This window comes from Thauera sp. GDN1 (assembly GCF_029223545.1).
Lineage (GTDB): Bacteria > Pseudomonadota > Gammaproteobacteria > Burkholderiales > Rhodocyclaceae > Thauera.
The window spans coordinates 2,645,223-2,667,382 of sequence record NZ_CP097870.1; the positions used below are offsets into that span (position 1 = coordinate 2,645,223).

The 22,160-nt window shown below is 66.2% G+C and carries 19 protein-coding genes; 6 read left to right on the forward strand and 13 right to left on the reverse strand.

Annotated features, from left to right (window positions below; translation table 11 throughout):
* Position 1: 1 nt before the first annotated feature.
* Positions 2–1,276 (forward strand): CoA transferase, encoded by a 1,275-nt coding sequence (locus CKCBHOJB_RS12120; protein ID WP_281048929.1) that lies wholly within the window; start codon positions 2–4, stop codon positions 1,274–1,276.
* Between the two features lie 144 nt (positions 1,277–1,420).
* Here the strand turns inward: CKCBHOJB_RS12120 and CKCBHOJB_RS12125 are convergent, their stop codons facing one another.
* The 8 genes from CKCBHOJB_RS12125 to CKCBHOJB_RS12160 form a co-directional block, all read right to left on the reverse strand.
* Complete coding sequence (locus tag CKCBHOJB_RS12125) at positions 1,421–2,569, reverse strand: MFS transporter (RefSeq protein WP_281048930.1); 1,149 nt, start codon at positions 2,567–2,569, stop codon at positions 1,421–1,423.
* Between the two features lie 78 nt (positions 2,570–2,647).
* Positions 2,648–3,628 (reverse strand): amidohydrolase family protein, encoded by a 981-nt coding sequence (locus CKCBHOJB_RS12130; protein ID WP_281048931.1) that lies wholly within the window; start codon positions 3,626–3,628, stop codon positions 2,648–2,650.
* A 26-nt stretch (positions 3,629–3,654) separates the two neighbouring features.
* Positions 3,655–4,434 carry an enoyl-CoA hydratase-related protein gene (locus CKCBHOJB_RS12135; RefSeq protein WP_281048932.1) on the reverse strand — a complete coding sequence of 260 codons (780 nt, stop codon included), beginning with the start codon at positions 4,432–4,434 and terminating at the stop codon, positions 3,655–3,657.
* Positions 4,435–4,496: 62 nt separating this feature from the next.
* Positions 4,497–4,922 carry an OB-fold domain-containing protein gene (locus CKCBHOJB_RS12140; protein WP_281048933.1) on the reverse strand — a complete coding sequence of 142 codons (426 nt, stop codon included), beginning with the start codon at positions 4,920–4,922 and terminating at the stop codon, positions 4,497–4,499.
* A 20-nt stretch (positions 4,923–4,942) separates the two neighbouring features.
* Positions 4,943–6,028: a transporter gene (locus CKCBHOJB_RS12145; protein ID WP_281048934.1), complete on the reverse strand. Its 1,086-nt coding sequence runs from the start codon at positions 6,026–6,028 to the stop codon at positions 4,943–4,945.
* 81 nt (positions 6,029–6,109) lie between these two features.
* The gene (locus CKCBHOJB_RS12150) at positions 6,110–7,039 is read right to left on the reverse strand and encodes an enoyl-CoA hydratase-related protein (protein WP_281048935.1); all 930 of its coding nucleotides are present in this window, start codon (positions 7,037–7,039) and stop codon (positions 6,110–6,112) included.
* A 52-nt stretch (positions 7,040–7,091) separates the two neighbouring features.
* The gene (locus CKCBHOJB_RS12155) at positions 7,092–8,300 is read right to left on the reverse strand and encodes a CoA transferase (RefSeq protein ID WP_281048936.1); all 1,209 of its coding nucleotides are present in this window, start codon (positions 8,298–8,300) and stop codon (positions 7,092–7,094) included.
* A gap of 21 nt (positions 8,301–8,321) precedes the next feature.
* The gene (locus CKCBHOJB_RS12160; protein ID WP_281048937.1) at positions 8,322–9,503 is read right to left on the reverse strand and encodes a CoA transferase; all 1,182 of its coding nucleotides are present in this window, start codon (positions 9,501–9,503) and stop codon (positions 8,322–8,324) included.
* A 326-nt stretch (positions 9,504–9,829) separates the two neighbouring features.
* Between CKCBHOJB_RS12160 and CKCBHOJB_RS12165 the strand changes: the two genes are divergently transcribed.
* Both CKCBHOJB_RS12165 and CKCBHOJB_RS12170 read left to right on the forward strand, forming a co-directional pair.
* A complete protein-coding gene (locus CKCBHOJB_RS12165; protein ID WP_281048938.1) occupies positions 9,830–11,545 on the forward strand; it encodes a DUF1302 family protein in 1,716 nt (571 codons plus the stop codon).
* A gap of 29 nt (positions 11,546–11,574) precedes the next feature.
* Entirely contained in the window at positions 11,575–12,954 is a 1,380-nt protein-coding gene (locus CKCBHOJB_RS12170; RefSeq protein WP_281048939.1) for a DUF1329 domain-containing protein, read from the forward strand.
* Positions 12,955–13,147: 193 nt separating this feature from the next.
* Here CKCBHOJB_RS12170 and CKCBHOJB_RS12175 read toward each other — a convergent pair whose 3' ends face one another.
* From CKCBHOJB_RS12175 to CKCBHOJB_RS12185, 3 genes are all read right to left on the reverse strand, one after another.
* Positions 13,148–15,145 carry an FAD-dependent oxidoreductase gene (locus CKCBHOJB_RS12175; protein WP_281048940.1) on the reverse strand — a complete coding sequence of 666 codons (1,998 nt, stop codon included), beginning with the start codon at positions 15,143–15,145 and terminating at the stop codon, positions 13,148–13,150.
* A gap of 65 nt (positions 15,146–15,210) precedes the next feature.
* Entirely contained in the window at positions 15,211–15,705 is a 495-nt protein-coding gene (locus CKCBHOJB_RS12180; RefSeq protein ID WP_281048941.1) for a nitroreductase/quinone reductase family protein, read from the reverse strand.
* Positions 15,706–15,888: 183 nt separating this feature from the next.
* On the reverse strand, positions 15,889–16,893 hold the full coding sequence (locus CKCBHOJB_RS12185) for an AraC family transcriptional regulator (RefSeq protein ID WP_281048942.1): 1,005 nt from the start codon (positions 16,891–16,893) through the stop codon (positions 15,889–15,891).
* A gap of 266 nt (positions 16,894–17,159) precedes the next feature.
* On the opposite strand from CKCBHOJB_RS12185, the gene CKCBHOJB_RS12190 reads away from it, so the two are divergent.
* Positions 17,160–18,356, forward strand: a complete 1,197-nt coding sequence (locus CKCBHOJB_RS12190; RefSeq protein ID WP_281048943.1) for an XdhC/CoxI family protein — start codon at positions 17,160–17,162, stop codon at positions 18,354–18,356.
* Positions 18,357–18,375: 19 nt separating this feature from the next.
* Here CKCBHOJB_RS12190 and CKCBHOJB_RS12195 read toward each other — a convergent pair whose 3' ends face one another.
* Positions 18,376–19,248, reverse strand: coding sequence for a TIGR03619 family F420-dependent LLM class oxidoreductase (locus tag CKCBHOJB_RS12195; RefSeq protein WP_281048944.1), 873 nt, complete (start codon positions 19,246–19,248; stop codon positions 18,376–18,378).
* Positions 19,249–19,422: 174 nt separating this feature from the next.
* Complete coding sequence (locus tag CKCBHOJB_RS12200; RefSeq protein ID WP_281048945.1) at positions 19,423–20,316, reverse strand: alpha/beta hydrolase; 894 nt, start codon at positions 20,314–20,316, stop codon at positions 19,423–19,425.
* A gap of 114 nt (positions 20,317–20,430) precedes the next feature.
* On the opposite strand from CKCBHOJB_RS12200, the gene CKCBHOJB_RS12205 reads away from it, so the two are divergent.
* Entirely contained in the window at positions 20,431–21,069 is a 639-nt protein-coding gene (locus tag CKCBHOJB_RS12205; protein ID WP_281048946.1) for an SRPBCC family protein, read from the forward strand.
* Between the two features lie 45 nt (positions 21,070–21,114).
* Entirely contained in the window at positions 21,115–22,155 is a 1,041-nt protein-coding gene (locus CKCBHOJB_RS12210) for an enoyl-CoA hydratase/isomerase family protein (protein ID WP_281048947.1), read from the forward strand.
* The last annotated feature ends 5 nt before the right edge of the window (positions 22,156–22,160 follow it).

A 22,160-nucleotide genomic window follows, 5' to 3' on the forward strand; every position in this document is an offset into this window, starting at 1 on the left:
CGTGAGCACATCCGATCTTTCCGCAGGCCCCCTGGCCGGCCTGCGCGTACTCGACCTCTCCACCATGCTGGCAGGCCCCTATGGCGCCACACTGCTCGGCGACCTTGGCGCGGACGTGATCAAGGTCGAATCCCCCTATGGCGACGAAAGCCGCCACCTCGGCCCCAAGCGCGGCGAGGAGCGCGGCCCCTACCTCAGCCTCAACCGCAGCAAGCGCGACATCGTGCTGGACCTTCAGCAGCCCGAAGCGCAGGCCGTGTTCGCCCGCCTGGCCGCAACGTCCGACATCGTCGTCACCAACATTCGCGAGCCGGCGCTGAGCAAGCTCGGCCTCGACTACGAGCAGGTGCGCAAGCACCGGCCCGACATCATCTGGATCCGCGTCACTGCGTTCGGCGCCGACGGACCGTATGCCGGCCGCCCGGGCATCGACTTTCTCGCCCAGGGCTATACCGGCGTCCTGACCCTGAACGGCGCGCCCGACGGCGAGCCGGTGCGCACCGGCTTCCCCGCGGTCGACGTGATGACCTCCTTGCTGGTGAGCAACGCCGCACTCGCCGCGCTGCGCGCGCGCGCGCTCACCGGCGAGGGCCAGCGCATCGAAGTCTCGCTGCTCGACGCCCTGATGCACGCGCAGGCAAGCTCGATCGGCACCTACCTCGCGACCGGCGACCGCCCGAAGCGCACCGGCAACCGCAGCCTCTACTTCGCGCCCTCCGGCGTGTATCCGACGCGCGACGGCAAGCATGTCGTGATCACCACGCCGGGCGAGAAGTTCTTCGCCAAGGTGTGCCGGGCATTGGGCACCGACTGGGACACCGATCCGCGTTTCCACGACATCGAGGCACGGCTCGCAAACCAGGACGAGCTCGATCGAGTGATGGCCGAGCACACGCGCCGCTTCGACCGCGAGGAACTGGTCGCCAGGCTGATCGCGGCCGATGTGCTCACCGCCCCGATCAACGAGGTCGAGGACGTGATCAAGGACCCTCAGATCCTGCACAACCGCATGATCGTGCCGGTCGAACACCCCGAGCTCGGCCGCATCGACGTCACCGGCATCCCGATGCGCTTCTACGGCACCCCCGTCGAGGTTCGCAAGCACCCGCCCATGCAGGGCGAGCACACGCGCGAGCTGCTCGCCGAGCTGGGCTACGTGCAAGGCGAGATCGACACCCTCATCACCTCCGGCCTGGCCGCCGACCACCTGACGCTGCGCCGCCAGCGCGCCGAACGCCGCGCCCGCCGCGCCGCGGAGCGCGCACCGGCCGGCTGAGGCTGGCAGGCCGGATTACGGGGAGAGGGGTCCTGCCCGCCCGTTCGGGGCAGGACTGGCCGTGCGCCGGCAAGCCCGCGCCGATCAGATATCACGATCGATCAGGCCGGGCCCCATCGCATCATCATTGCCCCGCGCGCTTCCTCAGCACCGTGCGGCGATGCGCCGGTGCAGCCACCAGGCAATCCCGACCGCACTCAGCGAGACGACGATCGATATCTCGCCGAGGCGCGCAAAGCCGCTGATGCGGCCGCTCTCGTCGAAGACGATCAACCAGCCCGCGAACAGTGCGCCGGCGCCCATGCTCAGCTGGGTGACGACCCCATTTAGCATCATGAACCCGCCGCGCAGGCCGGGGGGCGGCCACTCGGAAAGCAGGGCGAGAGTGGGAATCCAGCGTCCGTAAACGGTCACGAAGAACGCCGCGCCGAGCACCACCGCCAGCCACAGCGCCAGTGGCCCGCTGCGGCTCGCCAGCGCGATCGTCGGCACCGAGGCAAGCACGGCGCAAAGGAACACACGAAACCGGCCGTGCCGGTCGGCGAGCCGGCCGATGCGTGGCGAGGTGTAGAGGCTCAGCGCCCCCGATGCGAGGAACACCAGCGGCAGCTGCCCTTCGCTGATACCCACGTTCCCCACCCAGTACGGGGCGAAATAGGCCCCCAGCGCGTAGGCCGAAGCACTGATCGCGAAGGTGAGCAGGAATGCCGGCGCGAGATCGGCAAGCTCACGCATGCCGGGCATTCTGGCACCGCCTGCCGGCACCGCAGGGTGGCGGTGCGAATCCAGGCACGGGACATGGCGGCGAATGCCCAGCATCAGGGGCCACACCAGTAGCAGCAGGAGCGCGAATCCCGCCCGCCAGTCGAGCGCCGAGGCGACCGCGAGTCCGAGCGGCACGCCAATCACCGAGGCCAGGGCATGGCCCGTCATCACGGTTCCGAGCGCAGCCGCACGGCGCTCGAGCGGCACGAAATCCGCCACGGTGGCCTGCACCAGCGAGGAGAGCACGCCCCCGCAGGCACCGGCCAGCACGCGCGCGGCGACCAGCCAGGCGAAACTACCCGCCAGCACGGTCAACAGCAGCGAGAGCGCGAACCCGGCGTAGACGATCAGCAGGAGCTTTCGCCGGGAGAAGCGATGTATCGTCGCGCCCAGCGCAAGCCCGGCGATGCCGGCGCTTGCGGTGTAGGCGAAGACGAGCTCGCCAAGGGCGGCGAGCGGCATGCCGAGCGCACGCAACAGCTGCGGGCCCAGCGGCATGAAGAGCATGAAGTCCACCAGGTGGGTCATGTGGACCCACCTCAGGACCGCGGTCAGCCGGTCGGCGTCATGCGCCGACGGACTTGAGGACATAATGGCTGGTCTGCGTCACGCCGCCTTCGGCACGCGCTTGGTCGGCTCGATCCCGGTCAGTCGGGCGAGGTTAAGACCCAGGATATTGGCCTTGTCCTGCTCGGTGAGCTGGGCGTAGCCCCACTTCTCCTGCAGCTCCTGCGGCATGTCGAAGTAGCGGATGTAGTCGGTGACGCGCTGCAGGTCATCGAACGGCAGGTCGAAGCCGAGGACGATCTTCTCGGAGTTCATCCACTGCAGCGCGGTGCCGATCGCGTGGTAGCCGCGGTAGGGCGCGCGCTGGTACCAGCCGATGATCCCGGAGATGCTCATGTACAGGTTCTTGTGCTTGCCGCACAGACCGATCAGCTCCTCGGTGTCGGGCCAGCCGGCGTGGTAGGCGATCACCTTGAGCTCGGGGAAGTCGAGCATGATGTCGTCGAGCTGGCCGACCGCGCAACGGCTGCTCGGCTGCGGGCACACGTAGCTCATGCCGGTGTGGATGGTGAGCGGCACCCCGAGCTCCTGCGCCTTCTCGTAGAACGGCCACATGCGGCGATCGTTGAGCGCGGCCTCGTCCTCGGGTGCGTAGACCTTGCACAGCCGAGCGTCGCGCTCCTTGACCAGGTATTCCAGCTCCCAGATCGCATGCTTCAGACCACGCTTGACCACCGGGCCGCAGTTGGCCTCGAGGTACATCCGGCCGGGATAGGGCTCGATCTGCTGCAGCATGAAGCCGTTGGTGGACATCGATACCGTGCCGCCGGTGATGTCCATCATCGGCTCGCGCAGGCAGAACGCCACGTCGATGTTGGCCTGGTCCATGTGCTTGATCAGCTCGCTCGCAACCGGCGACGGCCACTCGCTGTCGAGGTCGCGGCCGGCCCAGGCGCGCAGCACGCCGTTGACGCTGTCGTGGAAGTGCTGCATGCCGGGGTAGTAGCCGATCTCACTCATGGTCTGCAGGTTCATGAAGTGGAACTCGGTCATCGCGACGAAATAGTCCTTCTCTGCCATGCTCGCTTCTCCTTTGATGATGATGATCAGTGTCCGGTGTAGTGGGGCTTGCGCTTCTCGGCGAAGGCGCGCGGACCTTCCTGCGCATCTTCGGATGCGAAGACGCGCGCCGACATCGTCTTTTCGAGCACGAAGGCGGGTTCGTTGTTGAGCGCACGCAGCGCGATCTCCTTGGCGGTGCGTACCGCCAGCGGGCCGTTCTCGCAGATGCGCTTCGCATAGTCCAGCGCCTCGTCCATGAGCTTGTCCGCCGGCACGACCTTGTTGATCAGGCCGACCTCGTAGGCGCGTTGCGCGTCGATCGTGTTGCCGGTGAGCAGCAGCTCCATCGCGATCGCCCACGGGATCTGCTGCGGCAGGCGGATGTGCGACCCGCCTGCGGGTACGACGGCCCAGCGGACCTCGGCGAGGCCGAACTTGGCCGTGTCGACCGCGATGCGGATGTCGGTGCCGAGCATGAACTCCAGCCCGCCCGCCACGCACATGCCGTTGACGGCGGTGATGATGGGCTTGAAGTTGCGCTGGAAGGGTCGCTTCGCCGGGTCCTCGTAGCCGAGCGCATCGCCGTCATTGAGGGCGGGCAGCGCGGCCTTCATGTCCAGGCCGGTGCAGAACGACCTGTCCCCGGCCCCGGTGAAGATCGCGACGCGCAGCGCCGGGTCGGATTCGAAGTCGTCGAAGGCCGCCTCCAGTCCGATCAACATCTCCTTGGTCAGCGAGTTCATCGCGTCGGGGCGATTCATGGTGATGATCGCGATCGGGCCGCGCTTCTCGTAAACCACACTTTCGGGCAGATTCAGTTCCATCTCGTCTCCTGTCGTCATCGTGTGGCGGGGCCGCGATCGGAGCGTGCGGCAACCCGCCGCCTTCAATCCCCGGCTCGCCTGAAGAAGGGCAGCCAGACGCCGTCCGTCACCTGTGTCAGGGCCAGTTCCACCGGCATGCCGATCTCGAGCGCCGCCGGGACGCGGTCGATCACCCGCGTGAGCAGGCGCACGCCCTCGTCGAGTTCCACGATCACCGGGGCATAGGGTGCGTCGTCCGCAAAGGCCAGGTGCAGCGGGCGCACGACCTCGGTCCACGAGAACACCTTGCCACGTCCGCTCACGCGCGACCACGCCCATTCGGATGATCCGCAATGCGCGCACATCTCGCGCGGAACATGCCGATGTCGGCCGCACCCGGTGCAACGCTGGATGCGCAGTTCGCCCTGCGCACACCATCGGTAGAACTCGCCGGCGAGGCCGGTGGCTGCGGGAAGGGGCTTGCCGTATCCGGCTGGCACTTCGCTCATCTCGTACTCCTATCCGATTGTCAGCGGCGCAGGATGGCGATGCTGCCATCACCGAAATCGCCCCAGCCCGTCACCACGCCGATCTCGGCATCGGGCACCTGGCGCGCATCGGCCTCGCCGCGCAGCTGGCGCACCGCCTCGACGACGTGGCTGATGCCGAGCACATGGGCCTGCGACAGCAGGCCGCCATGGGTATTCACGGGCAGTCGCCCGCCAAGCTCGATGCCGCCGTGCTCGACGAAGGCGCCGCCCTCGCCGCGCGCGCAGAACCCGGCTTCCTCGAGTTGCTGGATGACCTCGAAGGTGAAGCAGTCGTAGATCTGCGCGAAATCGACGTCCTGCGGGGTGACACCCGCCATGCGGAAGGCCTCGGGCGCCGCGGTGGTGAGCCCGATGCGATGGAAGTCCGGGCGGCCGCAGATCTCGTCGGCCGGATAGGGCTGGCTCGCCGCCGCGCCCATGATGAATACCGGGCGCTGCCGAAGGTCGCGCGCACGCTCGGCGCTGCTCACGATGAAGGCGGCGGCACCGTCGGTCTCGAGGCTGCAGTCGAACAGGCGGTAGGGCGACGAGATCATCGGCGAGGCGAGGTACTGCGCCATGTCCAGCGGCTTGCCGTGCATCACCGCGGCCGGGTTGAGCTGGGCGTGGCGGCGCATCGCGATCGCCACGGCGCCGAGCTGCTCCTCGGTGGTGCCGAACTCGTACATGTGCCGCCGCGCCATCAGCGCGTACCACTGCGGCGGCGCGGTCAGCCCGAAGGGCAGGTAGAAGTCGCGCGCGATCGCACCGCCCGGAATGGAGTCGACGTCGTTGGCGGCCGTCTCGCGCACCCGGGCACCCGAATAGCCGTTCCAGCCGCCCGGCACCAGCACGTGCTCGGCCACTCCGGTGGCGACCGCCATCGCCGCCGCACGCAGGGAGGCGACCGGCGCCGCACCGCCCATGTGCAGGGTCGCGGCAAAGCGCAGGTTGGTGCAGCCGAGCTCGGCGGCGAAGGCCTCCGCCTTGCCGACGTTGGGAAACGGCATGATGCCGTCGATGTCGGCCGGCTTCAGGCCGGCATCCTCGATCGCCGCCATCGCCGCCTTGAGCTGGATGCCCATCTCCGACAGTCCGGAGCCCGGTTTGCGGCAAAAGGGGGTTTCGCCAATCCCGACGATGCAGGCCTTGTCACACAGCATGGCTCAGTCCCCTGCCGCCGCCGATGGATGCTCGTTCTGATAGGCGTCGAGCAGCGACTGCCGCAACCCGGCCTCGCGCTCGCGCAGCTTCCAGAATCCGGGCTTGCGCTTGGCGAGGAAGGCGGCACCGCCCTCCTTGCCCTCGGGCATATCGAACCAGTCGGGGTACATCGCCGCCGAGGTCACGCAGGATTCCCGATAGCCTTCCATCTCCTGGTCGAACGAGGCCTTGAGCACCTCCAGGCAGCCGGGACTCTTCTCGAGCAGCTCGGCGCACCAGCGATCCACCTCGGTCTCGAGCTCTTCGAGCGCCACCACCGTGTTCACCAGCCCCATCTCGAGCGCCTGCTCGGCCTTGTACTTGCGGCACAGCATCCACATCTCGCGCGCCTTCTTGGCGCCGATCACCTTGGTGAGATAGGGCACGAAGAAACCGTCCGCTGGCGAAGACACCTTCGGGCCGGCCTGGCCGAACACCGCGTTGTCGGCAGCGATGGTGAAGTCGCAGCAGTAGGCCATGTGGTTGTGTCCGGCGATGCAGTAGCCCTGCACCTGCGCGATGACCGGCTTGCGCGACAGGCGGATCAGGCGGTTGTGCGGATAACGGTTGTAGAAGGCTTCGCGCAGACCCCAGCGCTCCCACTCCACGTCCCCGCCGGCGCCGAAGTGCTTGCCCTTGCCCGCCACCACGATCACCCCCACCATCGGGTCGTGGTTGGCATCGTAGAAGGCACGGAACATCTCATCGACCGTCGCCAGCGTGAGCGTGTTCATCTTGTCCGGCTTGTTGAGCGATACGCGGGCAATGTGCCCTCCGCTCGGCAGATGCTGCTTCTTCTCGTAGATGATCTCGGCGAAGTCATCCAGGCCTTCGCCGCCCACCTGCTCCCAGGCGCTCCACTCGGTTGCGCCGCTTGCCTCAGTCACGCTCATCGCTCGCCCTTCCATTCTCTTGTTCTCATGCCCGCCGCTGCGTTCGACACGCTCAGGGAATTGCACCCTTCGCCTTCATGGTCTCGATCTCGTCCCACTCGTAGCCGAGCAGCTCCATCATCACCAGCTCGGTGTCCTGGCCGAGCTGCGGTCCGAGACAGTGCACCTCGCCCGGCGTCTTCGACAGGGTGATGGGCAATCCACGGATATCGACCTCGCGCTGCACCTCCTCGCACCAGGTCTTCATGAAGTAGTTGTTGCGCCAGGCCTGCTCGTCGCGGATGACGTCGGCGAGGTTGTTGACCGGACTCGCCACCAGCCCTTCCCTGCGGAACGCGTCCATCAGGGCCTCATGGTCGTGGCGCAGCGCATGCGCCTCGATGACCTCGATCAGCGCTTCGTTGTGCTCGCGCCGGCCTGCCGCGCTCGCGAAACGCGGATCGGCGGCCAGCTGCGCGTCACCGAAGGCACGGCACAGCGCGGCCCAGCGTGCATCCTCGTTCGGCTCGCACAGATAGACCCACTTGCCCGAGGTCGGGTACAGGTTCCACAGCGGGTTCTCCACCTGCTTGCGCGATTGCTGCAGCGCCGCGGATTCGTTACCCGCCAGGAAGGACTGCAGGAAAGGCGCGGCGAGGAAGAGCTGCGCCCCGTACAGAGAAGCATCCAGGCATTGCCCGCGTCCGGTGCGCTTGCGCTGATAGAGCGCCAGCACGATGCCCAGCGCGGACATGATCCCGCCATAGGCGTCGCCCGAGCCCATGCCCAGATAGATCGGCGGCTCGCCCGGCTCGCCCAGACGGGCCATGATCCCGGTGAGCGCCTGCACGGTCATGTCGAAGGAGGGCTTCGACACATCACCCTGACGGCCGTAGCCGGTATTGGTGGCGTAGATGATGTCCGGTCTGACCGACTTCAGCTTCTCGTACGACAGGCCCCAGCTCTCGAGCAGGGAGGGCGCGAGATTCGACAGGAACACATCCGATTCGGCCACCAGGCGGTACATGATCTCGCGGCCCCCCTCGGTCTTGAGGTCTAGCGCGACGCTCTTCTTGTTGCGATTGATGACCAGGAAGTACTGGTTCCAGTCACCGATCTCGAGCGACTTGATCGAGCGCACACCACGCGCCTGGTCACCGCCCTGGGGGCGTTCGATCTTGATCACCTCGGCACCGAAGTCGGCCAGATACTGAGCCGAAACCGGCCCTTGGAACCAGACCGTCAGGTCGAGGACGCGCATGCCTTCCAATGCTCGTGCCACGTCAGCCTCCTTTGCTTGCCGTCATGCCACCACGCCGGCGCGTCGGCAGGCATGGACGGCGTCTTCCGAATAGCCGAGCAGGTCGCGCAGGATCTGTGACGAGTGCTGGCCGATGCAGGGTGCGAGCGCGTCCAGGCGCGCGGTGCCTTCGCTCAGGAAAATCGGGAATCCGAGGCTCTTCACCGCGCCGAAGCTGGGGTGCTCGAGCTCGAGGATGTAGCGGTTCACCAGGGCCTGCGGATCGGAAGCCGGGTAATCGAAGCGCTCGATGACGTCCGCCGACATCTGCTTCTCCATGAACACCTGGCGCCAGTGCGCACCGGGCCGTGTCGCGAAGGCGGCCTCGAGCGCGTGGATCAGCTCGATCCGGTTCGTCTCGGTGCGCTTGTCGTGCGTATCGAAGCGCGGATCGTCCGCGGCGAGACCAACCGCAGCCGAGAACATCGGCCACCAGCGGTCGGTATCGGGCATGGTGAGCGTGACCCAGCGCCCGTCGGCGCTCGGGTACAGGGCACCCGACATCGGGTTCGAGACGTCCAGGCGCGAGATCGGGTTGAGCAGGCGGTCACCCTTGCCGATTGCGAGGAAGGCCTGGATGTCGAGTGCCGCGCCGTACATGTTGGCGCCGAACAGCGATACATCGACCGCCTGGCCTTCGCCCGAATCGACACGGTGGAACAAGGCCGTGACGATCCCGAAGGCCAGCATTGCGGTGGAATGCATGGCCCCGGCCCCCGTATGGACCGGCGGCTGCCCCGGCTGCGGCAGGATCGGCATCATGCCGGTACGTGCGGCGGCCAACTCGTCGATCGGCGGCAACCCGCTGTCGGGCCCGAGCGGACCGAACCCGGACAGGCGGCCATAGATCAGGTCGGGACGCAGTGCGGTGGCAGCGTCATGGTCGATGCCCAGGGCCCGCAGTTCGGGCACGCTCCAGTCGGTCAGCAGCACGTCGGCCCTGGCGACCAGTTCGCGCAGCACCGCCCTGCCCTCGTCGCCGGCCAGATCGAGCGCGATGCTCTCCTTGTTGCGATGGATCAGATCCGCCTCGTGATTCCAGCTCCGCGCCGCATGCGGCGCCAGCGGAAGCGAGTCGATGCGTACCACGCGCGCGCCGAAGTCGGCCAGGAAGGCTGCGCTCAACGCGGTACAGAACAATCTCGTCAGGTCGATCACGACCACGTCGTCGAGGGGACGATTCATCTCGGATTCCTCGTTCGGTTCGGAACATGCGGGTCTCGGCGACGGACTTGCGGCAACGCTCACCAAGCGATGGCCGATCGACTGACCACGGTCGGCATCCCTTTCCGCGCCCCACACTGGTTGAGCCCAGTTTAATGATCATCGACCGCGGTAAATCCCGGCGATTGGCTCAATTGCGGCCGTTGGGACCTCAAATACGGCCGTGAAAAAGGATCATCCAAATGGGTGATGCATCGGGGGTGACAAGCTGACAGGCTCTCCCCGCGGTTCGCTGGCCGCACTCTGCACTCTGAAAACGCCGGACGAAAACACCAAAGAGGATCGACATGACCACCGGAAGAATGGACTGGAGACACCGAGGGCGGGCGGCGCTCGCCCTTTCGCCACTCACGCTGGCGCTTGGCCTGAGCACGACATCCCCGGCACACGCCGGCCCCACGATACAGCTCGGCGAAGACACCACCCTGGCCTATTCGCTGACGCTGTCACATACGCTTTCCAGCCGCCTCAGCAAGCCCGCGGAGGCCTTCCTGAACGACCTGAACTACGACGACGGCACGCGCAATTTCGATCGTGGCAGCCTGATCACCAATCGCACCAACGTGCTCGGCGAACTTCGCCTGCGCCACGACAACCTGGGCGCGATGCTGCGCGCGAGCACCTTCTACGACCGCGCCTATCGCGGCAGCAATGACAACGACTCGCCGGGCACGGTCAACAAGACCGGTCCGCACGACGAGTTCACCGCCATCACGCGCCGCGACAGCGGCCGCTCGTCGCGCATCCTCGACGCCTACGTCTATGGCAACTGGGCAGTGGGCGAGGAACAGTACCTGTCGCTGAAGGCGGGTCGCCACGTGCTGGCCTGGGGCGAGAGCCTGTTCTGGCCCAACATCAGCCAGGGTCAGGCGCCGGTCGATGCCACCGTGTTCAACGTGCCCGGCACCGAGGCCAAGGAAGGCTATCTGCCGGTGGGTCAGTTGTCGGCCTCGTTCACGGTCAACGACAAGCTGACCCTGGCCGGCTTCTACCAATACAAATGGGAGGAAACGCGGCTCAACCCGGTGGGCGACTACTTCGGCTCGGACTTCTTCGGTCCGGGCGCGGAGTTCTACCGCGTGCTTCCTGGTGTGATCAGTTCCTTGCCCGACCAAACCTTCGTCGAAGTGGCGCCCGGTGTCGTCGTACCGAGGGCGGTCAACTTCGCCGGCGAGATCAAGCCGCGCGATTCCGGCCAGTGGGGCGTCGGCACGCGCTTCCAGATCAGCGATGCCACCGAGCTCGGCGTCTACCACTACCGCTACCACGACCGCGTGGGCGCGATGTTCTTCGATTTCACCGGCACCACCACCTACTCGTCCTTCTCCCGCTTCGGCCGCGAGGCGTCGCCGGACAGCAAGCCGTACTACAAGCTCGCCTACTTCGACGACATCAAGCTCACCGGCGTGAGCCTGAGCTCGAAGGTCGGCGACGCGGTGCAGTGGGCCGCCGAGCTGAGCTATCGCGATGACGCTCCCGTTTATGTGATGACCCCGCTCGGTGCCGCACCGGCGCGCGGCAGCTACTTCCAGGGCAACCTGAACGCGCTCTACATGCTCGGACCATCGCGGATCGCGCACCAGACCACGCTGATGGGCGAAGTCGTGCATCAGCGCATCCACAGCGTCGACGATCTCGCGATCACCGGCAGCGGCCCCAGCAGCGACGGCAGCTTCGACGACTACACGTACAAGACTGCCACCGGCGAGCAGACCCGCGGCTCCACCCTCATGGGCCTGGGCGCGATCTTCGACTATCCCGCGGTGTTCCCCGGCTGGGACCTGTCGACCAAGGCGATCTGGACGCAGAATATCGCCGGCAGCGCCTACAGCGGCATGGGGCGCGACGAGAAGCGCCTGACCCTGGGTGCCGACTTCAAATACCTCGGCAACTTCACCGTCGGCCTGACCTACGTCGGCTACCTCGGCTCGGCGAGCATCGCCAACGGCCGCACGATGGCGGACCGCGACTACGTCTCGCTGAGCGCGAAATACACCTTCTGACCGCGATGAACCGACACAAGGAATCGAACATGAAACCCAGACTCATCGGCCTCGCGGTCGCCGCGGCGCTCGCCCTGCCCCTTGCCGCCGGCACCGTGCACGCCAAGGCCACTGCGGACGAGATCGCACGCCTCGGCAAGGATCTCAACTGCATCGGCGCCGAGAAGGCAGGCAACGCCGACGGAAGCATCCCGGAATGGAGCGGCAAGTGGCTAGGCGTGCCGCCGCACGTCGACTTCAAGGGCACGGGCAATCACCCGATCGACCCCTATGCCGGCGAGAAGCCGCTGTTCGAGATCACCGCCGCGAACATGACTCAATATGCCGATCGCCTCTCCGACGGCCAGAAGGCCCTGTTCGCCAAGTATCCCGACACCTTCCGCATGCCGGTGTACCCGACTCATCGCGACTTCCGCTACCCGGACGCCGTGTGCGAGTCGACCAAGCGCAACGCCGCGGAAGCCGAGCTGATCGACGACGGCATGGGCGTGCATGCATACACGAACGGCGTGATGTTCCCGTTCCCCAAGAATGGCCTCGAGTTGCTCTGGAACATCACCGTCCCCTACCGCGCCTACACCGAGGAGCTGATCTCGGATAACGCCTACGTCATCGCCAACGGCAACATCAACTGGGGGCGGGTCAAATCGCGCAACATGGGACCTAGCCACAAACCGGGGATGATCGAGCCGGTCGGCGAGCGCGCGGCCTCCTGGTACCTGAACGAAACCCTGCTTCCCGAGCGCGACCGCGGCGAGGTCAACACCGGCGTCGAGTTCTACGACTACAAGAAGCAGCCGCGCCAGAGCTGGCGTTACGATCCGGGCACCCGCCGCGTCCGCCAGTCGCCGGGCTACGGTTTCGACATGTCCTTTCCCGGCACCGGGGGCTCGATCACGGTCGACGAGGTGCGGATCTGGAACGGCTCGCCCGAGCGCTACGACTGGAACATCCTCGGCAAGCGGGAGATCTACATCCCGTTCCATGCCTACCGCGTGCACTCGCCCGACATCAAGTACTCGGATCTCCTGATGAAGGGACACGCCAAACCCGACTACATGCGCTACGAACTGCGCCGGGTTTGGGTGCTCGAGGGCAAGCTGAAGGAGGGCTTCCGCCACTTGTACGGCAAGCGGGTCATGTACATCGACGCCGACACCATGTTCCCGGTCATGGCCGACAACTACGATGCCCGCGGCGCCATGTGGCGGACCTCGATGCTCAATCACTTCTACGCCTACGAGATGAACACCTGGCAGGCTGGCGCGGGCTTCTACCACGACCTGAACGCGGGAACCTATCTGGGTTTCAACCTGATCAACGAACAACCGAACGCCTACCGCTTGAACGAGAACAAGATCAGCGAGCGCGATTTCGGTCCCGAAGCGGCGCGTCGTATCGGACAGTAAGCCTGCGCGGTTCCACCCCCGGGCCATCGTCCGGGGGCACCTTCTCTCCCTTTTGACCTGTGTCCCCCAAGGGGTGCGCAGGTATTTTTTTGTCAGGCGCCGACATGCACGGTGGCCGGACACGCAGTCCGGCCCAAGAAAGGAAAAGGCCACCGCGATGCGGTGGCCTTTTCCTCTGGTCCGTGCGGGAGCGTCAGAGCAGCATGCCGACGCCCGCGCCGTGGCGGGTCGCTTCCGCCAGACGCCGGGGCACCCAGGCCGAGCCGGCCAGGAAGACGCGCGGAATGCCGGCCTCCGCCTGCAACTGGTAGTACAGGGCCGGCTGCTGGATCGCGCCGTACACCAGCACCACGGTGTCGAAGCCCTGCTCGTGGTAGGTCCGGTCGCCCCAGGACGACACGAACTCGAGCCCGTCCGGCCGCACCGCCTTCAGCACCCGGTTCGGATGGACCACCACCCCGCACTGCTCCATGCGCTTGAGCACCATGCCGATGGAGTAGCGCGCGACCTCGGTGGCGAGGTGGACCGACTTGTGGAACACCTCGACCTGCCTGCCTTGCGCGGCGAGATACTCGGCGACGCAGGGGGTCTGGTAGTAGTCCTCCTGGGACACGACCGCCACGCGCTTTCCGGTCTCGACCTTGCCAAGCAGCACATCCCAGCCCTGAACGACATGCGGCAGATCGATGCCGTCCACCTCGTCGGGCCGCCGCGGCAAGGCGCCGGTGGCCACGACCACTGCATCGGGACCGAGCGCCTCGATCATCGCCACATCGGCGCGGGTCTGCAGGCGCACCTCGACCCCAAGACGCTCGAGGGCGTTCTCCTCGAAATAGACCTGGTCCTCGAACGAGTCGCGCCCGGGGGCACGCGCGGCGATCAGCAACTGGCCGCCGAGGCGCTTGCCCTGTTCGAGAAGGGTCACCTTGTGGCCGCGCATGGCGGCGATCCTGGCGGCCTCGCAACCCGCCGCCCCGCCGCCGACCACCACCACATGCCCCGGCTGCGCCGCGGGGCGGAAGTGATCCCGCCAGTGCAGCTCGTTGCCGATCTCGGGGTTGATCGAACAGGTCGGTGCGTAGGGAATCGTCAGCGGTTCCGACGCCTCGTCGATGCAGCGCGTGCATGCGATGCAGCGGCGGATCTCGCTCAGGCGTCCTTCACGCGCCTTGTTGGCGAACTCGGGATCGGCGATGCCGGCCCTGACCATCCCCACCAGGTCGCAGAACCCGCCCTTCAGCAGCTCTTCGGCAAGTACCGGGTCGTTGATGCGACCGGTGAACAGGACGGCGATCTTGCGATCGAGCTCGGACATGTCGGAACGCGCAGCCTTGCCGAACTCGCGGTATTCGGCATGGGGATGGTAGGACGAGGGCACGTAGGACGGCGCCCCCCAGCAATGCCCCACGTCGAGGTCGACGAAATCGAGCAGGCCGGTCTCCGCGATGTAATAGAGCATCTCGCGCAGTTCGAGGTTGTCGTAACCACCATCACGCGACTCCTGCCCGTTGATCCGGATACCGACGGCAAGCCTGTCCCCCACTCGGGCGCGTACGCGGCGCAAGGCCTCGATCACGAAACGGACGCGCTCCCTCGGCCCCCCGCCCCACCGGTCGGTGCGGCGGTTCGTCACCGGAGACAGGAAGCTGTAGCCCACCGTCTCGTGCGCGCAGTGGATCTCCACCCCGTCCGCCCCGCTCTTCATCGCCGCCTCGGCAGCGTCGGCGTAGCCCTCGATCAGGAACTCGATCTCCTTATCGCCGAGCACGTGGGGGGTGTAGTCCTGCGCGCCGACGACCGGCACCGGCGACGGTGCCCACAGGGCGTTCAGATGCGTCAACTGGACCACCACGACCGAACCGCTGGCGTGGATTTCGTCCACGAAGCGCGTCCAGCCCTCGATGAACTCGGGATTCTGATAGGCCGCAAAGCGGCAGCCGAAGCCGCCGCGCAAGGACACCTCGTCCGGCGCGCCTTCGGGAAAGGGCAGATTCAGCAGCCACGTCTCGCTGCCGATCCAGCCCGTGCCCCCCTTGGCCTTCGCGCCGTGGTGGGCGATGAAGTGCTCGTCGATCAGCCCTGGGGCGCGCGACGAGTTGATCGTGTTCGTCGTTTCACAAATTCGATTGGGCACCCGCATCGGACCGATCTGCAGCGGCGAGAACAGGTGCTCGAACTTCACATTGCTCATGGATGTCTCCTTCGGTTTCCCCGGCACGGAAGGCGAGGCCATCCATGCCCGCCTTACGAGCGGCCTCAGGCCTCACCGGTCGGAACGAGCACCACGATCCCGAACGGACGATCGGTCTGCGACTGGAAATAGCCCCAGGTCGGGAACAGCGCCACGAGACGCGGCCAAAGCGCCTTGCGTTCCTCTTCGCTCGCCTGGTGGGCGACCGCCTTCATCCGTTTGCGATCGCACTGAACCCAGCACTGCGGATCGGCGGTCACGTTGAGGAACCAGGCCGGATGCTGGTCGTAACCCGCAAGCGAGGCCACCACCACCATGTTCTCTCCATCCTGGAGAAAGACCAGGGGCGTGGTCCGCTTCTCTCCGGATTTGCGACCGACCACGGTGAGCAGCAGCGTGGGCAGGCCGGACGGTGACCCCTTGCCGGTCGACCAGCCGTCCGGATTGGCGAGATAGCGCTCGACGTCGGCCTTCGCATCGCCGCGGATGCGTTCGAGCGAGGCCGTCGCAGCCTTGAGCCCTTCCCAGTCGGCATCGGACATGTAGTCCGGCTTCACCATCTTTTCCCGATCGTTTGTTGACATGATTCGACGCGCTCCAGCCAGTTTGAAGAAATGAGCCCAGCGCCCAGTCTAGTGAAGCGAGCGCTTGCACTCGCGGGGCCGGAATTTCGGATGCGGCCTTTGCGATGCCAATTCGGGACACCCTGCAAGGCGGCACGAGATGCGAAACCAGGCGGCGGATCAGCCTTCGAGACCGCGCATGTCCGACAGCGTCCTGCCCGTCCAGCCCTTGAAAGCCCTTCTGAAATTGCTGACGCTGCTATAGCCGAGCAGAAAGCCGATCTCCTTCGGTGTCAGCGTCGTATGTTTCAGATACTGGACGGCAAGATCCTGCCGGGTCTGGTCGAGGATCTGCTGGTAGCTCATGTCTTCCTCGACCAGGCGGCGGCGCAGCGTGCGTGCTCCCATCTTCAACTGCCGGGCCATCTCGTCGAGGGTCGGGAAATTGCCGGGATTGTTCATGAGGTAATTGCGGATGGATTCCGCCAGTACCGTCTTGTCCCGATTCTTGGCCGCAAGCAGTTCGCAATTGCGTGCGCACAGCTTGAACACCTCCTCGTTGGCGAGGCTGATCGGGTCCTGAAGCCGGTTGATGTCGAAAACCACCACGTTTCTCGGCTGATTGAAGTAGATGGGGCAGTTGAAGCGCCGGATGTAGCGCGAGATGTCCGCAGGCTGCGGATAGGTCAGGTGGAGCTCCAGCACGGGAAAGGCGCGATTCGTCAGCGACGAGGCAAGCTCGATGGTCTGGCTGACGAACTCCTCGATCCCGAAGCGGAGTACATCGGTCAGGCGGTGAACGTCCTGTATCTCGGAGAACCACCGCCCGTTGGCGATGTAGTTCCGCGAGGCGAAAACATGCTGCTCATTCAAATCCCGATAGCGGTCATAAAGTTCGCGCGACGCCTTCAGGGTTGGCGCACTGAGCGCGGCATAGCCGAGGATGCCCAGATCGCTGATCTTGAACTCCTGCCCGAGACTGATGCCCAGGTTCGGATCACCGGTGAGCGACAGCATGTTGAGGATGATCTGGCGATACTGGGGCGGCTTCGGGCGACCGTGGGGGTCGTCCAGGCGATCGATCCTCAGCCCCGTGCCCTCGAGCACCTGCTCGGCAGTGAACCCCCGGTGCTGCATGCGCTCAAGATAGAAATCGATCTTGCTCTTGGGCTTCAGGTCTCTCATGTTTCCCCTCCTGCGGACGATTGCAGGACCATCGCCCAACCATCCGCGTCGACATGGCCGCATTTGATCAAGCTCGGGCAGACGCCGCATCACCCGATCGAGTTAAATTCCCCTGCGGCCAATCGGGATTCATTTACGGACCCGTTCCAGCGCCGAGCTGGGGATCGCGGACCGCCCCGCCGCGCACCCGCTGTTAATGCATAGAGGTGATGCGGCCGATCGCCGGCGTGTGCGAGAGTGGTGCTCCACACGCGGGGTGAACGAAAATGAACGAGCGCCAGCTGATCACGAACGCCTTTGACGATGCACGCGCCCAAGGCGAGGCTGTGGCGCTCGCCAGCGTGGTCGCAGTCCGCGGCTCGGCCTACCGGCGCCCTGGCGCACGCATGCTCGTCACCGAGACCGGCCGGCGGACGGGGCAGGTGAGCGGCGGCTGCCTCGAACGCGACGTGATCCGGCAGGCAAGCACCGTCATGACGCACGGCGTCCCCGCCCTCAGGCTTTACGACTCGCTGGATGAGGACCTTGCCGAAGGTTTCGCGCTCGGCTGCAACGGTGCGGTGCTCGTCCTGATCGAGCCCGCCAGCGAAAACGTCGAGCACCTGATGCGTGTCCAGCAAGCCTGCCTCACCCACCGCCGCCGGGGAGCGATCGCCACCGTGTATGCGTGCCAGGATGGGGCGAGCGCACAACTCGGCGCACGCGTGTCGATGATCGAGGGCGAGACGCCCAGAACTTCGGGGATCGCCTCGGAATGGCTGGCCACCGCGCTCGCTCGCGCCGCTGCTCAAGCACTCGAGCGGGGCTGCGGCGGAGACTGGTCAGAGCAGACCGCGCACGGAAGCATCTCCGCCTTCATCGAGATCTTCACTCCGCCGCTCCAGGTCGTGATATTCGGGGCTGGCCACGACGTGGTGCCGCTGGTCTCCTTCGGCAACGCACTCGGCTGGCGCATGCAGGTGGTTGCTGCAACCGGCGGGTTCGGCGTGCGCGAGCGTTTCATGGCGGCGGATGCCGTCCATATCGGCTCGGCACGCGACGCGGTGGCCACCCTGCAACCCGACGGCGACAGCGTCGTCCTGTTGATGTCGCACAACTTCCCGCGCGACGTCGAGGCGTTCTGCGCACTGGCGCAGGTTCGGCCGCGCCTCATCGGACTGCTCGGGCCACACCACCGTGCACAGCGCCTGATCGAGGAAGCAGCGGCACGGGGAACACGCATCGACGATGCGCTGCGGGACAGCATCTTCGGCCCGGTCGGGCTGGACATCGGCGCCGAGACCCCCGCCGAGGTCGCACTCGCCATCAGCGCCGAAATCCAGGCCTTGATGCAGGGCCGTCATGGCGGGCATGCCCGCCTGCGCAATGGACCGCTGCACGCCGACGTCCTCACCGCAGGGGCGGACGCCAATGCGCTCGAAGGCCAGCCCGGCCTGCGCCTCTGCAGCCTCGAGCCGGTCTGACCGGCCCGGGCTCGCATGATCAATCCATCCGGGCGATCACCTCGTCGCCAAAGCGACGAATGGCATCGAGCTGGGCGAGCTTGTCGTCGGGACCGCAGCTCATGTCCCACGGGACCAGTCCGGCGTGCGTCAGGCCAAGGTCGCGCAGGCGGCGGAAATCGTCCAGCGTCCTCGCACTGAAATCGATACCGTGGATCTCGTAGTCGGCGCGGTCGAGCGTCCCATACTCGGCACGGAAGCCATTGAGCTGCGAAACCAGCGATCTCAGGGTCTCCAGGTCGGTATTCGCCGAGGCCCAGCCGTCACCGAGGCGCGCGGCGCGACGCAGGGCCGGCTTGCTGTGCCCGCCGACCAGGATCGGCACCGGGTGCTCTGGTACCGGGCGCATGCGCAGCGGACCGAAATCGAAGTGCCTGCCGTGATACTCGAAGAACTCGCCGCTCATGGCCGCACGCAGGATCTCGAGGCACTCGTCCATGATCTCGCCACGCTTGTCGAAGTTGACCCCGTTGTAGACGAAGTCCTCCTTCCACGGGCTGAGACCCGCGCCCAGGCTGATCCGCCCACCCGACATCACCGCAAGCGAGGTGAGCGACTTGGCCAGGATGAGAGGCTGACGGACCGGAACCTTGAGCACCCCGGGATAGAAGCGCAGGCGCGTGGTGACCGCCGCCATGGAGGCCATCGCCACGAATGGCTCGATGAACTCCGACTGCTCCAGGTAGCCACGGATCGCATCCGTGTCCGCATACGGGTAGTCGGATTCGGTTGCCTGGGGGTAGAACAGGCTGTCGGGCATGGACAGGCTGTCCCATCCCGCCTTTTCGGCCGCGCGGGCAATATCCATGTAGTGGCGATAGCTGGCGAAGCCGAGCTGCAGGACGAATTTCATCGGAATGCTCCAGTGGTGATGGCGGTGCGGCTTCGGCGCGGCATCTTCAATGCACGCGCCGCCCGTCGTTCAGCGTCGATCCGATTTCCATGCAGAAGCCGGAAAAGGTCGTGTCGGAGGTGCCGCCCCCCGTTGCCCGGACGATTCTGCGCAGTCCGCGGCCCGCGGGCATCATCAATAGGGATTAAGCATGAGGCTGGCGCTGAAAAAGGCCTTCAGCTCGGCTGCAACCCGTTCGGGCCGGTCATGCTGGACGTTGTGCCCGCTACCTGACACCTCGACCACGCTTACCCGCTCGAAGCAGGCGAGCCGTCGGAGATACTCCGGGTCGCTCGTTCCGAACTGCGCGCGCACCTCGCCTTCGTCGGCCACCAACAACAGCACCGGCGAACGCAGCTTGCGCCAGGCCGAATACCAGTCTTCCAGGTGGTAGACGCAGGGCGCCGGGAGGCGATGCCAGGGGTCGCAAGCCATCGCCACCCTGCCATCTTCAAGCGCTACGGTAAGGTGACGCGCCAGAAAGTGCGCTCGGGCCTGATCGAGCCGGGGATTCGTCTTGCGCAACCGGGCTGCGAAGGCCTCGACATCCGGGTAAGACCGGGCCGCGGGGACCTCTGCACCGGCCATCAGCCAGGCGCGCAACTGGTCGCTCGCGCCGATATCGGACGCAGGCGTGCGCCCGAGGAAGTCCATCAGCGCGAGACGCTCGACGCGCTCGGGGCGGGCCGCCGCGTAATTGCAGGCGATGTTCGCACCCATGCTGTGCCCGGCAAGCATCACGGGGCGGTGCGGCGCATAGTGCGACAGCAGGACATCGAGGTCGGCGTAGTGATCGACGAAGGCATAGGGGCGCCCCAGCCAGGTGCTCTGCCCATAGCCGCGAAGATCGGGCGCGATGATGTGAAAGGTGCTCGCGAGCCTGTCGGCGACGAACTGGAAGGTGATCGAGCAATCCATCCAGCCGTGCAGCATGAAGAGCACCGGCGCATCGGGCACCCCCCAGTGGCGGACATTGAGGCTCATCGCCCCCAGGGCCAGACGCTCGCAAGTCGAGGAAACGTGTGTCATGCCGCGAATCCTAGCGGCGCCCGACCGGCGCTCCTTCATCCAAGTGGGTGATGCGGGCCCGCCGCCCCCTTGTTAACGTGGCCCCAACATCGGACACAGGAAGAGGCGCTCACCATGGCCCTAGAGATCAAGGAAAGCTTCGAGGTCGCCGCACCCATCGACAAGGTCTGGGCGTTCATCAACGATCCAGAGAACGTGGTGGCCTGCATGCCCGGTGCCAGCCTCAAGGAAATCGTCGATGCGAACCAGTTCATCGGCACGGTCAAGCTCAAGATCGGCGCGGTCAGCGCTCAGTACCAGGGCACTATCACCTACGCCGATCGCGATGAAGCCGCGCATGTGGTCAAGATGCTCGCCGCCGGAAACGAGCGCGGAGGCGGAACCGTGAGCGGAACCATCCTTACCCGGCTGGAGCCGCTCGCCTCGGGCAGTTCGACGCGCATCGACTGTGAATCGAGCGTCGACCTCACAGGAAAGATCGTCCAGGTCGGTCGCGGCATGATCGAAGGCGTTTCTGCGCAAATCATCAAGAAATACGTGGGCAACGTGCGCGATCTCCTGGAAGCGCCCTCCGGCGAGGCGCCGGCCGGAGCGCTGGACGAGGGCGCGGACGCGGCCGCCGCACAGGCGTCGACCAGCACCCCGGCACCCCGCCCGGCCAAGGAAGACTCGATCAACGTGGTCGCGGTCGTGTTCAAGGTCATGATGGATCGCATCATCGGTTTCTTCCGGCGGCTGTTCGGCCACGCCTGATTCAGACTGGCCTGACACGATCAACCCACCATCGGAGCGGGTTCGATGCCTTCGACCTCAGGCTGTGCTTCTCTCACCGCAGGAAGACTCGCGGAGCTTGCCCTCGCGTCCGCCTACGCGAGCGCAATTTCACCACTGAACTCCCCCTCCTGCCTGCTCGTCGATCTGAGCGACGCCTGCAGCGCTGAAACGGCCGGACTGCAGCCACGCCTGAGGCAATGGCTTGCAGCGCAGGCTGGCCCGGTCATCGGGGTAGGTGGTTCGCCAGCCGCTCGCCAGGACCTCGGCGCAGCGTGCGATCTCGTCCTCGATGACGACAAGGGCTTGAGCACACTGCTGGACAACATCCACCAGGCGCCCGTCGCGGCGATGACGCTCGTGCAGGTCCTGCGTGCGACCGAGAAGATGCCCGCCACACAGGCACTCACGGTCGAATCGCTCGCCTACTCCACCCTGCAGTCCGGCGCGGACTTTCGCCGCTGGTCCGCGGCCAACCCGCCCGAACCGCAGCGGATCCCGGCCGACGACGGCCCACCGCTCCTCATCGAACGCCGCAACGGCACGCTGGAAATCCGGCTGAACCGTCCATCCAGCCGCAACGCAATGAGCATCGAGATGCGCGATGCGCTGGTCGAAGCATTCGAGCTTTCGGTCATCGACGACGGCATCAGGCAGATCGAGGTGAGCGGCCTTGGCGCCTGCTTCTGCACCGGTGGGGCGCTCGAGGAGTTCGGCACCGCCGCCGACCCGGCCACCGCCCACGCAGTTCGCAGCCTGCGCCTGCCGGCGGCCACCCTGCTGCGCAGCACAGCGGCGACCCGGTTTCACGTGCACGGCGCCTGCATCGGCTCGGGCATCGAGTTGCCCGCCTTCGCCCGCCACCTGAGCGCCAGCCCGGGCAGCTTCTTCCAGCTCCCCGAGATTCGCTTCGGCCTCATTCCCGGCGCAGGCGGCTGCGTCAGCATCCCGCGCCGGATCGGCCGGCAGCGCACGGCGTACCTGGCGCTCTCGGCGCGTCGCATCAATGCGGCCACCGCACTCGACTGGGGGCTGATCGACGAGATCACGCCGGCTGCGGCCCGCTAGGCGCG

Excerpts from the sequence above, each read along its gene's own strand:
- CKCBHOJB_RS12190 (WP_281048943.1), top strand. The coding sequence starts at position 17,160 with ATGAACGAGCGCCAGCTGATCACGAACGCCTTTGACGATGCACGCGCC.
- CKCBHOJB_RS12145 (WP_281048934.1), bottom strand. The coding sequence starts at position 6,028 with ATGGGCATCCAGCTCAAGGCGGCGATGGCGGCGATCGAGGATGCCGGC.
- CKCBHOJB_RS12130 (WP_281048931.1), bottom strand. The coding sequence starts at position 3,628 with ATGGCAGAGAAGGACTATTTCGTCGCGATGACCGAGTTCCACTTCATG.
- CKCBHOJB_RS12170 (WP_281048939.1), top strand. The coding sequence starts at position 11,575 with ATGAAACCCAGACTCATCGGCCTCGCGGTCGCCGCGGCGCTCGCCCTG.
- CKCBHOJB_RS12180 (WP_281048941.1), bottom strand. The coding sequence starts at position 15,705 with ATGGTGAAGCCGGACTACATGTCCGATGCCGACTGGGAAGGGCTCAAG.
- CKCBHOJB_RS12135 (WP_281048932.1), bottom strand. The coding sequence starts at position 4,434 with ATGGAACTGAATCTGCCCGAAAGTGTGGTTTACGAGAAGCGCGGCCCG.
- CKCBHOJB_RS12160 (WP_281048937.1), bottom strand. The coding sequence starts at position 9,503 with ATGAATCGTCCCCTCGACGACGTGGTCGTGATCGACCTGACGAGATTG.
- CKCBHOJB_RS12195 (WP_281048944.1), bottom strand. The coding sequence starts at position 19,248 with ATGAAATTCGTCCTGCAGCTCGGCTTCGCCAGCTATCGCCACTACATG.
- CKCBHOJB_RS12140 (WP_281048933.1), bottom strand. The coding sequence starts at position 4,922 with ATGAGCGAAGTGCCAGCCGGATACGGCAAGCCCCTTCCCGCAGCCACC.
- CKCBHOJB_RS12165 (WP_281048938.1), top strand. The coding sequence starts at position 9,830 with ATGACCACCGGAAGAATGGACTGGAGACACCGAGGGCGGGCGGCGCTC.
- CKCBHOJB_RS12150 (WP_281048935.1), bottom strand. The coding sequence starts at position 7,039 with ATGAGCGTGACTGAGGCAAGCGGCGCAACCGAGTGGAGCGCCTGGGAG.
- CKCBHOJB_RS12125 (WP_281048930.1), bottom strand. The coding sequence starts at position 2,569 with ATGACCCACCTGGTGGACTTCATGCTCTTCATGCCGCTGGGCCCGCAG.
- CKCBHOJB_RS12205 (WP_281048946.1), top strand. The coding sequence starts at position 20,431 with ATGGCCCTAGAGATCAAGGAAAGCTTCGAGGTCGCCGCACCCATCGAC.
- CKCBHOJB_RS12210 (WP_281048947.1), top strand. The coding sequence starts at position 21,115 with ATGCCTTCGACCTCAGGCTGTGCTTCTCTCACCGCAGGAAGACTCGCG.
- CKCBHOJB_RS12185 (WP_281048942.1), bottom strand. The coding sequence starts at position 16,893 with ATGAGAGACCTGAAGCCCAAGAGCAAGATCGATTTCTATCTTGAGCGC.
- CKCBHOJB_RS12200 (WP_281048945.1), bottom strand. The coding sequence starts at position 20,316 with ATGACACACGTTTCCTCGACTTGCGAGCGTCTGGCCCTGGGGGCGATG.
- CKCBHOJB_RS12175 (WP_281048940.1), bottom strand. The coding sequence starts at position 15,145 with ATGAGCAATGTGAAGTTCGAGCACCTGTTCTCGCCGCTGCAGATCGGT.